Genomic DNA, 11604 nt, shown 5'->3' on the forward strand with positions numbered 1-11604 from the left:
CCGCCTGGCGACGCCCCATGGTCCGCCCCGCCCCTGGGTTTATGCAAAGGTCTCCTGGAAGGGAGAGGGTTAGGGTGAGGGTCATCCGGCACTCCCAGAGGGCCTAACTCCCTCATGCGCATCGCCATCGTCACGTGGGAGTACCCGCCTCACGTCGTCGGCGGCCTGGGCACCTACGCCGGCGCTATGGTCGCGGCCTTACGCGCCGCCGGGCACGAGGTGGAAGTCTTCGCCGCCCTGCGCGCAACGGACCCCGACCCGGCGGACGGTACCCACTGGACCCGCCCCCTCGAGCTCACCCCGCTCTATTCCACGCTCCTCAACGGCGAAGCGCAAGCCTGGGGACCCCTCCTCGGCGAGCTCGCGGCGACCAACGTCCTCTGGGCCGACCGCGTGCGCGAGCGCCACCGCCAGGACCCCTTCGACGTCGTCGCGATCCACGACTGGCTCGCGGCGCCGTCCGGGCTCGTGCTCGCGCCCCTGGTCGACGCGCCGGTGGTCTTTCACGTGCACAGCACCGAGCGCGGCCGCCAGCCGGTGGCATCGTCGCCCATCGTCCAGTCCTGGGAGCTGACCCTGGGGCATGAGGCGGCGGCGGTCGTCACCGTCAGCCAGGCCATGCGCGAGGACCTCGTCGCGCACGGCTGGCCGGACGACCGGGTCCACGCCGTCTGGAACGGCGTGGATACCCACCTCTACCACCCGCGGGCGCCGGGAGGACCCGACGTGCGCGCCCGCTACGACATCCCAGCGGCGGCGCCGGTGGCGCTCTTCATCGGCCGGCTCGCCGAGGTGAAGGGCGTGCGGCAGCTTGCCGCGGCGTGGGGATCGGTCGCGTCCCAGCGCGCCGGAGCCTGGCTCGTGGTGCTCGGGTCCGGCGAGCTGGAGCACGAGCTGCGCGAAACCTTCGCCCACGCCGAGGGCGGGGACCGCGTGGTCATGCGCACGGAGTTCGTCGACGAGCGAGAGCGCATCGCGCACTACGCCGCCAGCGACGTGGTGGTGCTGCCCTCGACCTACGAGCCGTTCGGCCTCGTGGCCGCCGAGGCCATGGCCTGCGGCAAGCCGGCGGTCGTCGGCGCGCAGGGGGTGGTGGGCTTCCGCGAGCAGGTAGTCGCGGGCGGTTCGGAGCAGACCGGCCTGCACGTCAACGGCGCCGACCCGGACGACATCGCCTGGGGCCTCGCCCACGCCCTCGAGGACCGCGACCGCCTCGCCGCCTGGGGCAAGAACGCCCGCACCCGCGCCGCGTCCACCTTCACCTGGCAAAGCTCCGCCGCCGCAACCGTCGCCGTCTACCAATCCGCCATCGAGGCCCACGCCCAAGCCTGATACCCCAATCCGTCATTCCGGCGAAAGCCGGAATCCAGTCTGGCCCCTATCCGGTGGGGAGAGGGCTAGGGCCTACCCCGTACTCGATACCGGGATGAGGTGTTGTCCGGTGGCCCACGCTGCGCGCAGCGTGGGAATCCGGCCCCAAAACGCTTGCACCACCCACCGTGTCATTCCGAGCGCAGCGAGGAATCTAAGGAGAAAGGAAGAGCAAGGCGGTCCAGGCAAGCCTCGATTTCGGCTCAAGGCCCGAATTGACGCCACATGCGGTCGCGCCCAGCGGATCCCCAGACCTGGAGCGCCAGGGTTCTTTTACACGTTCGGCGCTTAACTTCGATGTCGAACTAAAGCCACGATCGCTAGGCCCCTCCGTCACTCCCGCGACGGTGGTCCGGTCACCTCTCCCACGGGGAGAGGGCGAGGGTGAGGGGTTGTCCGGTGGCCCGCGCTCGGCACAGCGTCCAAATCCCACCGCTCACACTCGCGCCACCCACATTGTCATTCCGAGCGCAGCGAGGAATCCAGGGGGTGAAGACAAGGCGGCGCGGCGGTCAGGGCCGCGACTGGGGTGGACGACTCTCGAATAGCGATGTCCATTCAGACTATGGTATATATATAGCTATGAAACCTATACAGATCACATTCGACGAGGCCCTCCTGAAGCGCCTCGACGCGCACCCCGCCGTCCGGGAGCGAGGCCGCTCGGCCGTGCTGCGTGAAGCCGCCGCCGCCTACCTGGCCCAAAAGGACGCCGAGGACATCGCCCACCGATACCGCGAAGGCTACCGCGACTCCGCCGGCCTCGACGCCGAGCTCGAGGGCTGGGCCGGCGAGGGCGCATGGCCGGAGGACTAGACGCCGGGCCGCGTCGCGGCGAGATCTGGCACTACGGGTTCAAGTCGCCCGACAAGCGGCGCCCGGTCGTCGTCCTCACGCGCCAGGAAGTGCTCCCGCTGCTGAACACGGCGACAGTCGCCCCCATTACGTCCACCATCCGCGGCCTCCCAAGTGAGGTCGTCGTCGGCCCGGACGAAGGCCTGCGGCACGACTCGGCCATCAACCTCGACCACGTCCAGACCGTCGAGCAACGCCAACTCCACCGCTACGTCGGCTCGCTCAGCCCCAACAAAATGCGCCAGGTCTGCCGAGCCCTAGCCATCGCCACCGGCTGCGCCTGAGGCGACCACGGCGCCGCCCGCCGTACAGAGACTAGGCAGAAATCGAGGAGATACGCCGGGCTACTCGATGACCACGGGGTTCCGCCGGCGATATGGCGCTCGTGTCGGGGTCAGCGCATCCGTCCGGGCTTCCGGCGCGAGCAGGAGCTGCTTGAGGTCCGGCTTCTTCGGCTGTTCGGGTCGCCGCCGCTGCTGGCGACGTTCGCTGTCTCGGCTACCCATCTGCCAGGCTCACCTGCTCCAACACCTTGCGGTTCCAGATGAACTCCGGCATGCGGCCTTGGAGGACACGCACGACGGCCAGGGCCGCGCGGCGCTCGAGCTCCAGCACCGATTCCTCGGACATGTACGCCGCGTGCGGCGTGACGATGGCGTTGGGCTCTGCGAGCAGCGGGTGGCCGTCTGGTGGCGGCTCGGCCTCCAGGACGTCGATGCCCGCGCCGGCGATCCAGCCTTCGGACAGCGCCCGGGCCAGCGCGTATTCGTCGATGAGCGGCCCCCGCGCCGTGTTGATCAGAAAGGCCTCCGGCTTCATGGCCTGCAGCTCGGCCTCGCCGATCACGTGGTGGGTTTCGGGCGTGAGGGGGGCGTGCACCGAGATCGCGTCCGACTCGGCCAGCAGCCGCTCCTTGCTCACCAGCTCGGCCCCGATGTCCGCCACGCGGTCGGCGGTGATGTAGGGATCGAACACCAGGATCTTGAGCCCGTGCGGGATCGCGCGCAGCGCCAGCGCGTGGCCGATGCGGCCGTAGCCCAGGATGCCGAGCGTGCGCCCGCGCATGCGGTGGATGGGGCGCGCCGGCTTGGTCTCCCAGCGATCCGCCTTGGTGAGCCGGTCCAGCGCCACGATCTTGCGGGAAAGCGCCATCAGCAGCGCCATGGCGTGGTCGGCCACCTCCTCGATGGCGTAGTCGGGCACGTAGGTCACCGGGATGCCGCGCCGGGTGCAGGCGTCCACGTCGATGTTGTCCGTGCCCACGCCGGTGCGTCCGACCACCCCCAGGCGAGGCGAGGCCGCGATCACGCGCTCGGTGACCTTGGCGAAGCAGGTGATGATGCCGGTCACGTCCTGCGCCAGCTCCACCAGGCGGTCCTCGTCGGGGCTGTCCGACTCGATTACCTCGGCGTCAAGCGCGGCCAGCACCTCGCGCTCCGGCGCCGTGCTGGGCCAGGCGATGTCCGTGATCAGAATCTTGTGGCCGGCGGTCTCGTCAGACATAAGGCCCCACGCGCGCGATTCGCAAGCACCGCGACTTTAGAGAGGCCCGTTTCCCAGTGTCAACGCCGGCGGGCGTAGAGTGCGGAGTGCTCGGTGTATGCGACGCCTGCAATGCCATACCAATTCAATCCCAGCCGAAGCCGGCAAAGCCAATAGGTGCCAGACGTCCCTACCGACCACGAATGGACCCTGGAGACCGAGCGTCTGCTGCTTGCGCCAATGACGGTAGCCCACGCCGCGCAGCTGCATGCGTTGCTTTGGACTCTCGATTCGGACGCACCTGTCGAGGACGGCTCTCCGCCGAGCCTGGAGGATCTCCAAGCGCGGATTCGCCGATGGGAGCGCCGCCGATCACCGGACGGCGCCGAAATCTGGCTCAACTGGACGCTCCGGCTGAAGCACGACCAAACCGCGGTGGGGCGCATGCAAGCGACCGTGACCGATCAGTGGGCCGACATGGCCTGGGTCATCGGACGACGCTTTCGAACACAGGGCTATGCGACCGAGGCGGCGCGGTGCATTGCGGCCTGGCTGCTGGGATTCTTCAGCCTGGACGAGATCCGGGCGGAGATCCACCCCGACAACACCGCATCCCAGCGAGTCGCTACCAAGCTAGGCATGCGCAGCACCGGCAAACGGACCAGCGACGGCGAGGAGGTCTGGGCCCTCCGGCTCTGCCCATCACCCGACGACGGCTCAAACTGACCGGCCAAGCTCTTCGGCGCAATCGCACACGGCGGCGACTTCGGCCCTAGCCGCGTTCGCGGAAGCCAGGCACAGTCAGTCGCTCGGGAATCGCCGGACTAGGCCCCGACCTTCGTCGCCACGTCCCCCACGCGCACCGTCCCCGACTGGACCACGCGCGTGTTGATGCCGCGCATCCGCATCTGCCGTCCCAACGGCGTGCTGATGAATCGCAGCGCGTCTTGCCCGAACCGTGCGGCGAACTTCCGGCAGCCCGTGTGCGGTTCCTTGGAAATTTCGATCACCGCCGACCCGATGGCGAGCCGCGCCCCCGGCGGTAGGTTGTCTTCGCTCATGTCGATATCGATCACCAGCTGATCGCCTGCCAGCGGCCAGCGCTCCTCGGACTGGGCGAGAAGGTCAAGTAGACGGGAGTTGATGATCGTGATCTGCGCCGCCGGGTTCGGACCCCCGGTGGGCGTAACCGTGCTGCCGCGATCCTTCCAGCTGTCTCCGACCAGGCCGGTGGCCACATCGAGCGTGCCCTCCGCAATCACCTCGCGCGCATCGACCTCAGGTCGCCGCACGATCATGCACACGGGACCGCCGTCCGCCGGCGACCCCCGCAAGTGGTCGAGGCCGGCTTCCAGCTCTTCGCCGGTCCGGAAAAGCGCAGCGCCGACTGAATCTCCCACCTTGGTCTCCTCTGCTCTTACGGACGTGTCCCTGGAGGCGTTGCCAGCCGCTTGAGTTTGCCCCGTGCGTGGTCCGGTGGCGGTCGGTCAGCCTCTTAGCAGCCCCGCGTCCACATGCTCACGTTCGGCAGACAGCCCTCGATGGCCTTCACTTCCCTGATCGCCACAGGCTCCTGCGCATTCTCGATCTTCGTCAGCGTGGTCGCCGAGGGCGCGTGGTCCTCCTTGAGGTGACCGAAGATCGTGTGATCCCCGGAGACCGCGTCGCTCGCGGCCAGGTCGCCCAGGAGGATGTAGAACCGCGATCCGTTGGAGTTGTCGGCCCCGTTGGGCGCCATCGCCAGGTGACCGCGCGCGTAGGGCCGCTGGGGCGGCTCGAGCTCATAGGTGTAGCCCGGCCCGCCGGTGCCGGTGCCGGTCGGATCGCCGGTTTCGGCCAGCACGCCCGGAAGCACGCGATAGAACACCATGCCGGTGTAGAACCCCTCGTTGAGGAGGAACGTGAAGCTGTTGACCGCCAGCGGCGCTTCCGCCGGCAGCAGGATGAACGTCATGCGCCCGACGTCGGTGGTGACGATGACGCTATAGGGCCGATTGGGGTCGATTCCCATATCCGGGTAGGCCGCGAACGTCGGCGGCCCTTCGGGCTCGGATTCGCCGCAGGCGACCACGACCATCGCCATTGCCAGCGCCAGTGCAACGACGACCATTTGTCGCATCATCGTTCTCCCCTATGCGTCGTCACCAGCCCACCGCCTATTTTGCCGCGCCCGCCGCGCGATTGCCACGGGCCGCTGTCCAGCGCGGATGGGTGGATGGCGGATCGTCTTGCGTCCGTCATTCCCGCGGAAGCGGGAATCCAGCCCGAATTCGCCTGCACCCTCACCTTCGGCCCCTTCCCTTCGAGAAATCGTCGCGTGACCCCTCCGTCATTCCGGCGAAAGCCGGAATCCAGTCCGGTCAGATCTGGGAACCGGGAATTTGGGGTAAATCCTGCCTCGTACTTGATTCGGGGGGCGGGACTCAGACCCGCCCATTCGGGGGTCTGTCGACGTCTCTTCAAAGGAGCGGCGACAAGACCAGCCGCTCGACGATCCGGCCCACAACCGAGTCCGCCGCAACGTCGACGGCCACTTGGGCCGCCGTCCGACCCACTCCGGCGTCGTCCGCGGCGGACCGCATGGCGCCGCGTAGGTCGCCGTCGCGGCAGTCGACCGTGAGCGGGTGCGCCTCTATGGTGAAGAGCTCCGGCCACAGCAGGGTGCCCACCGCCGCCGGGTCGTGCAGCAGCAGCTTGCCGCCGCGTCCGGTGAACTGCTCGGCGCGGGCGCGCCGGATCAGCTCGCCCAGGAAGGCGCTCCGGGGCTCGGAGTCTGACAGCAGGCGCGACTCGACCGTCTCGTCGCTCACCGCCAGCTGGTGCGTCACGTCCAGCGGCGTCACGATCACCGGCAGGCCGGAGGCCAGGACCACATCCGCCGCTTCGGGGTCCACGTAGAAGTTGAACTCCGCGTGCGGCGTCACGTTTCCGCCGGCATGCAGCGATCCGCCCATGACCACGATGGCCGCCGCTCGTTGCATCGCCGCGGGGTCGCGCTGGAGCGCCGCCGCCACGTTCGTCAGCGGACCCAGGGCGATCACCGTCACCGGTTCGGGTGACGCCCCGACTTCCTCAATGATCACGCCCACGGCGTCAACCGGGATGTCCGTGGGTTCAGTGGCAGGCCGGCGCCAGCGTTCGTGACCGGTGATCCCGGCCAGGCCGTCCGAGCCGTGGACCTCCTCCGCCGTCACCAGGTCGCGCGCCAAGGGCTTGGCGCAGCCCTGGGCCAGTCGGATCCCGCGACCGGGTGCCAGGATGCGCAGCAGGTAGTCGGCGTTCGCCGTGCCCGTCGCCAGGTCCACGTTCCCCGCCACCGTCGTCACCGCGCGCACGGAAAGATCGGGCGAGGCCAGCGCCAACGCCAGGGCCAACGCGTCATCGACGCCCGGATCCGAATCGATGACGACGGGAACGCTGGTTGGCATCGGCTCGCTTTCCGGCTCGCTAGTTCGGTGGCCCATGCTGCGCGCGGCATGGACGGCTCCACAAGCGTCCCACGCTGCACGCCACGTGCGCCACCGCGAAAATCCCGGCGCGCCGTAACGGCGGTTCGCGAACCTCCCTACGTAACTTGCGGAGACTCACTGCCATAATGCGGTCACCGGCGATTCCCTCCGGCGCGGAAGGGGCAAGCGATGCCGCGTGACCTGGCAATTGGCAATGGCCGCCTGCTCGTCGCATTCGATGGCGATTATCGGGTCCGCGACATCTACTTCCCCCACGTGGGGCTGTGGAATCACGCCGGCCACGATCCATTTCGATTCGGCATCTGGGTCGACGGCGCCTTCGCGTGGATCACCGCGCGCACCTGGAACGGCACGCTGCGCTACCGCCCGGACACCCTGGTCAGCGACGTTCGCCTCGTCAACGACGATCTCGGGCTGGAGCTGATCTGCGCCGACACCGTGGACTTCCATCGCCCCATCTACCTTCGACGCATGGTCGTTCGCGACCTGCGGGGCGCCCCGCGGCACGTCAAGCTTTTCTTCCACCACGACTTCTACCTATTCCGCGACGGCGTGGGCGACACCACGTATTTCGATCCCCTCACGCGCGGCATCGTGCATCACAAGCGGGACGTGCTGTTCATGGCCAACGCGTGGGCGGGCGAGCAGCCGGGCTTCGACGCGGTCAGCACGGGCACCAAGCATCTGCACGGATTGGAGGGCACCTGGCGCGACGCCGAGGACGGCAATCTTTCCGGCAACGCCATCGCCCAGGGGCTGGTGGACAGCACCGGCGGCGTGGACGTGCGCGTGCCCGCCGGCGGCGACGCCGTGGCGCACTACTGGCTGGCGGTCGGCGACGAGTTCTTCGCCGTCAAGGACGACAACGACATGGTCGTGCGCCGCGGCCCAGACACGCTGATCGAACGCACCAACCACTACTGGCGGCATTGGGTCACCCGCGAGGACCTGGACTTCACCGGACTCGATTCGGCCGTCCGCGATCTCTACCGCCGCAGCATGCTCATCGTCCGCACCCAAACCGACGACGACGGCGCCATCATCGCGGCCAACGACAGCGACATCCTGCAATTCGGCCGCGATACCTACACCTACATGTGGCCGCGCGACGGCGCCCTGGTCGTCCACGTGCTGATCCAGGGCGACCACCGCGAGCTCGCGCGGCGCTTCTTCGATTTCTGCCTCCGCACGATCCAGCCGGGCGGTTTCATGCTGCACAAGTACAATCCCGATGGAACGCCGGGCAGCAGCTGGCATCCCTGGGCCGACGCGGACGGCAATCGCATCCTGCCGATCCAGGAAGACGAGACGTCACTGGTGCTGTGGGCGCTTGGCGCCTACGACGAGCGATTCAAGGACACCGAGGTCGTCAAGCCCTTGTATGCACCGCTCATCAAGCGCGCCGCCGACTTCATGGTTCGTTTCCGGCATCGGGAAACCGGACTGCCCGCCCCCTCCTGGGACCTGTGGGAGGAGCGCTACGGCATCCATACGTTCACCGTCGCCAGCGTGTATGGGGGGTTGCGTGCGGCGGCCGCGTTCGCCCGTGGGTTCGGGGAAGAAGCGGCCGCCGAGGAGTACGACACGGCCGCCGCTGAGATTCGCGAGGCCGCATTCGAGCACCTCTACGACGAGGGCGAGCGGCGGTTCATCCGCCGCCTGGAGGTCACCGACGACGGCACGCTGACACCCGATATGACGATCGACGCCAGCGTCTGCGGCGTCTGGCGCTTCGGGCTCTGCGAGCCGACGGACCCGCGCTGCGTGTCCACCATGCACTCGCTGCGCGGCCGGCTCTGGGTCAAGACCGACATCGGCGGCGTCGCGCGCTACGAAGACGACTACTACCACCGCGTCTCGGACGATATCGAGCGCATTCCCGGCAATCCGTGGTTCATCTGCACGCTCTGGCTGGCGCAGTGGGAAGCGGCGGCGGCGCAGACCCTGGACGATCTGGAGCGCGCGCACGAGCTCATGCGCTGGGTGGTCGACCGCGCCCTCCCCAGCGGCACGCTGGCGGAGCAGGTGCATCCGCAGACCGGGCAGCCCCTCAGCGTGAGCCCGCTCACCTGGAGCCACGCCGAGTTCGCCGCCACCGTGCAGACGTATGTGGCCCGGGCGCGCGAGCTCCGCGGTCAGGGCGGCTGACAATCTCGGCACGGCTCATCCGGATCCACGCGGGCGACTACTCCGTCGAGGCGCGCTTGCACGACACGCCCGCCGCCGACGCCGTCTGGCAGGCCCTACCGCTGCGCGTGTCGGTGAGCACCTGGGGCGACGAGATCTACGCCGGCATCGGTGTTGACGTGGACCTGACCAGTGACGCGACGGACGTTGCCGCCGTGGGCGACCTGGCCATCTGGCCGCCGGGGCGGGCGTTCTGCATCTTCTTCGGTCCCACCCCGGCCAGCCGCGGTCCCGAGTCGCGCGCCGCAAGCCCGATTGCGCCCGTCGGACGCATCGACGACCCCGACATAGCTGCCCTGCGACGGGTTCGCTCAGGAGCCACGCTCACCATCGAGGCGCTGGATGAGCTACAGGCGTAACGCCGAGATTTGCTTCTTTTCTTGAAGAACGGGTCACTCTGGTCAGCGGCGAGCGGTCGCCCAGCTTCCCTGTCGAAGTCCGGTCCCCTCTCCCTTGATGGGAGAGGGTTAGGGTGAGGGTGAACGCGGCAGCATTTCCGCCGGACGCATGCCGAAGGAGACAGAGCGACCCGCAATCCCTCTTGAAGCAGTATTGACGCGTTCGCATTCTGTCTGGTAGCTTGGCCGTGCGTGGAATCATCTGGCGCGTGACCGTTGGTCATGCCGCGTCGCGCGTCGCGGAGGATGTCGCCCATGGGCGGCCCGCTCACTCAGCGCCAGCATCGCGTGCTGGTCACCATCGAGCGCTTCGTGCGCGACGAGGGCTACACCCCTAGCGTTCGCGAGGTTGGCGGCATCGTCGGGCTGGCGCCGGCCACCGTCCAACAGCACCTGGACGCCCTGGAGCGCAAGGGCTACATCCGACGCACCGGCCAGTCGCACGGTATCGAGATCCTCGACAACGGCGCCGACGCCGGCGTGGTCCACGTGCCGATCATCGGCGAGATCGCCGCCGGTCTGCCGATCGACGCCTACGAGGAACGGATCGACACCGTGCCGGTGGCCTCCGGCCTCGCGCCCGCGAGTGACACGTACGCGCTGCGGGTGCGCGGCGACAGCATGATCGACGACCATATCTGCGACGGCGACCTGGTCATCGTGGCGCCCACGGAGGCCGTGCGCGACGGGCAGATCGCCGTCGCCATGCTGGACGACGGCACCGCTACGCTCAAGCGCCTCTTCCGCGAGAACGGCCGCGTGCGCCTGCAGCCGGCCAATGCCGACTACGACCCCATCTACGCCCGCGACGTGCGCGTGCGCGGCCACGCCGTCGCCATCCTGCGGAGCCTCTAGGCCGAGCAATTCTGGTAGGGGCGGCCCTTGTGGCCGCCCGACATGTCGCTCCGAAGCATGTCCGTCGACCATGTCCGCCCCCTCTCCCACGGTGAGAGGGCCGGGGTGAGGGGACCGCAACCGTCACTCCATGGCATTCGCCCATCCGTCATTCCGAGCGCACGCGAGGAATCTCAGATGCCCTTGCACGGCCGCTCGGCCAAGCCAGACCCAGGCGGTAGGTCGCTTTGAGCCCGTCGTTCCCGCGGAGGCGGGAATCCACCCTTGAGTGAACCTGGGGGCTGGTGGGATTCCTCCGACCATCCATCGTGCGACTGAGTTTTGCCGAGGTCTCCGGAGGCCCGAATCCAGGCTCGGCGCTGCTACCGTCCAGGTAGGGGCGGTCCTCGTGGCCGCCCGAAATCGCTGCCCGCCTTTTGTCATCGACCATGTCCGCCCCCTCTCCCACGGGGAGAGGGCCGGGGTGAGGGGACCGCCGCCGTCACTCGATGGCATTCGCCCATCCGTCATTCCGAGCGCACGCGAGGTATCTCAGATGCCCTTGCACGGCCGCTCGGCCAGGCCAGACCCAGGCGGTAGGTCGCTTTGAGCCCGTCATTCCCGCGGAGGCGGGAATCCACCCTTCAGTGAACCTGGGGGCTGGTGGGACTCCTCCGACCATCCATCGTGCGACTGAGTCTTGCCGAGGTCTCCGGAGGCCCGAATCCCGGCCCGGCGCTGCTACCGTCCAGGTAGGGGCGGTCCTCGTGGCCGCCCGAAATCGCTGCCCGCCTTTTGTCATCGACCATGTCCGCCCCCTCTCCCACGGGGAGAGGGCCGGGGTGAGGGGATTCCCGCACGTCGGCTACGCCCGCTCCCTCTCCCATGGGAGACCTTCGCGTAATTCCTCCCGTGGAGCCTGAAGCGCAGGTCCGGCCCCCTCTCCCCTGGTGGAGACCTTTGAATTATTGGGGGCGGGGCGCGTGGGGAAGGGCCTCGGCACCGCC

General features: G+C 68.5%; 12 protein-coding genes. 7 read left to right on the forward strand and 5 right to left on the reverse strand.

What is annotated here, in order from left to right:
* Nucleotides 1-114 precede the first annotated feature (114 nt).
* The 3 genes from OXG33_11960 (at nucleotide 115) to OXG33_11970 (ending at nucleotide 2510) form a co-directional block, all read left to right on the forward strand.
* Nucleotides 115-1332 (forward strand): glycosyltransferase family 4 protein, encoded by a 1218-nt coding sequence (locus tag OXG33_11960; GenBank protein MCY4114629.1) that lies wholly within the window; start codon nucleotides 115-117, stop codon nucleotides 1330-1332.
* Between the two features lie 621 nt (nucleotides 1333-1953).
* A complete protein-coding gene (locus tag OXG33_11965) occupies nucleotides 1954-2187 on the forward strand; it encodes a ribbon-helix-helix domain-containing protein (protein MCY4114630.1) in 234 nt (77 codons plus the stop codon).
* On the forward strand, nucleotides 2172-2510 hold the full coding sequence (locus OXG33_11970) for a type II toxin-antitoxin system PemK/MazF family toxin (GenBank protein MCY4114631.1): 339 nt from the start codon (nucleotides 2172-2174) through the stop codon (nucleotides 2508-2510). The genes OXG33_11965 and OXG33_11970 overlap by 16 nt, the downstream gene beginning before the upstream one ends.
* A gap of 60 nt (nucleotides 2511-2570) precedes the next feature.
* Here the strand turns inward: OXG33_11970 and OXG33_11975 are convergent, their stop codons facing one another.
* Entirely contained in the window at nucleotides 2571-2732 is a 162-nt protein-coding gene (locus OXG33_11975; protein MCY4114632.1) for a hypothetical protein, read from the reverse strand.
* Nucleotides 2725-3729: a C-terminal binding protein gene (locus tag OXG33_11980; protein ID MCY4114633.1), complete on the reverse strand. Its 1005-nt coding sequence runs from the start codon at nucleotides 3727-3729 to the stop codon at nucleotides 2725-2727. The genes OXG33_11975 and OXG33_11980 overlap by 8 nt, the downstream gene beginning before the upstream one ends.
* Before the next feature lie 156 nt (nucleotides 3730-3885).
* Here OXG33_11980 and OXG33_11985 point away from each other — a divergent pair, with 156 nt between their 5' ends.
* Nucleotides 3886-4434, forward strand: a complete 549-nt coding sequence (locus OXG33_11985) for a GNAT family N-acetyltransferase (GenBank protein MCY4114634.1) — start codon at nucleotides 3886-3888, stop codon at nucleotides 4432-4434.
* A 98-nt stretch (nucleotides 4435-4532) separates the two neighbouring features.
* Here OXG33_11985 and OXG33_11990 read toward each other — a convergent pair whose 3' ends face one another.
* From OXG33_11990 to OXG33_12000, 3 genes are all read right to left on the reverse strand, one after another.
* A complete protein-coding gene (locus OXG33_11990; protein MCY4114635.1) occupies nucleotides 4533-5108 on the reverse strand; it encodes an MOSC domain-containing protein in 576 nt (191 codons plus the stop codon).
* Between the two features lie 95 nt (nucleotides 5109-5203).
* Nucleotides 5204-5818: a peptidylprolyl isomerase gene (locus OXG33_11995; protein MCY4114636.1), complete on the reverse strand. Its 615-nt coding sequence runs from the start codon at nucleotides 5816-5818 to the stop codon at nucleotides 5204-5206.
* 349 nt (nucleotides 5819-6167) lie between these two features.
* Nucleotides 6168-7136 carry a nucleoside hydrolase gene (locus OXG33_12000; protein MCY4114637.1) on the reverse strand — a complete coding sequence of 323 codons (969 nt, stop codon included), beginning with the start codon at nucleotides 7134-7136 and terminating at the stop codon, nucleotides 6168-6170.
* 210 nt (nucleotides 7137-7346) lie between these two features.
* Between OXG33_12000 and OXG33_12005 the strand changes: the two genes are divergently transcribed.
* The 3 genes from OXG33_12005 (at nucleotide 7347) to lexA (ending at nucleotide 10618) form a co-directional block, all read left to right on the forward strand.
* Entirely contained in the window at nucleotides 7347-9326 is a 1980-nt protein-coding gene (locus tag OXG33_12005) for a glycoside hydrolase family 15 protein (GenBank protein ID MCY4114638.1), read from the forward strand.
* Between the two features lie 23 nt (nucleotides 9327-9349).
* Nucleotides 9350-9724, forward strand: coding sequence for a cyclophilin-like fold protein (locus OXG33_12010; GenBank protein ID MCY4114639.1), 375 nt, complete (start codon nucleotides 9350-9352; stop codon nucleotides 9722-9724).
* Nucleotides 9725-10018: 294 nt separating this feature from the next.
* The gene (gene lexA, locus OXG33_12015; protein ID MCY4114640.1) at nucleotides 10019-10618 is read left to right on the forward strand and encodes a transcriptional repressor LexA; all 600 of its coding nucleotides are present in this window, start codon (nucleotides 10019-10021) and stop codon (nucleotides 10616-10618) included.
* Nucleotides 10619-11604 lie beyond the last annotated feature (986 nt).

This window comes from Chloroflexota bacterium (genome assembly GCA_026708035.1).
GTDB lineage: Bacteria > Chloroflexota > UBA11872 > UBA11872 > UBA11872 > JAJECS01.

What these genes read in the sequence shown, in the direction of transcription:
- OXG33_11960 (MCY4114629.1), top strand. Translation starts at nt 115, where the DNA reads ATGCGCATCGCCATCGTCACGTGGGAGTACCCGCCTCACGTCGTCGGC.
- OXG33_11965 (MCY4114630.1), top strand. Translation starts at nt 1,954, where the DNA reads ATGAAACCTATACAGATCACATTCGACGAGGCCCTCCTGAAGCGCCTC.
- OXG33_11970 (MCY4114631.1), top strand. Translation starts at nt 2,172, where the DNA reads ATGGCCGGAGGACTAGACGCCGGGCCGCGTCGCGGCGAGATCTGGCAC.
- OXG33_11975 (MCY4114632.1), bottom strand. Translation starts at nt 2,732, where the DNA reads ATGGGTAGCCGAGACAGCGAACGTCGCCAGCAGCGGCGGCGACCCGAA.
- OXG33_11980 (MCY4114633.1), bottom strand. Translation starts at nt 3,729, where the DNA reads ATGTCTGACGAGACCGCCGGCCACAAGATTCTGATCACGGACATCGCC.
- OXG33_11995 (MCY4114636.1), bottom strand. Translation starts at nt 5,818, where the DNA reads ATGGTCGTCGTTGCACTGGCGCTGGCAATGGCGATGGTCGTGGTCGCC.
- OXG33_12000 (MCY4114637.1), bottom strand. Translation starts at nt 7,136, where the DNA reads ATGCCAACCAGCGTTCCCGTCGTCATCGATTCGGATCCGGGCGTCGAT.
- OXG33_12005 (MCY4114638.1), top strand. Translation starts at nt 7,347, where the DNA reads ATGCCGCGTGACCTGGCAATTGGCAATGGCCGCCTGCTCGTCGCATTC.
- lexA (MCY4114640.1), top strand. Translation starts at nt 10,019, where the DNA reads ATGGGCGGCCCGCTCACTCAGCGCCAGCATCGCGTGCTGGTCACCATC.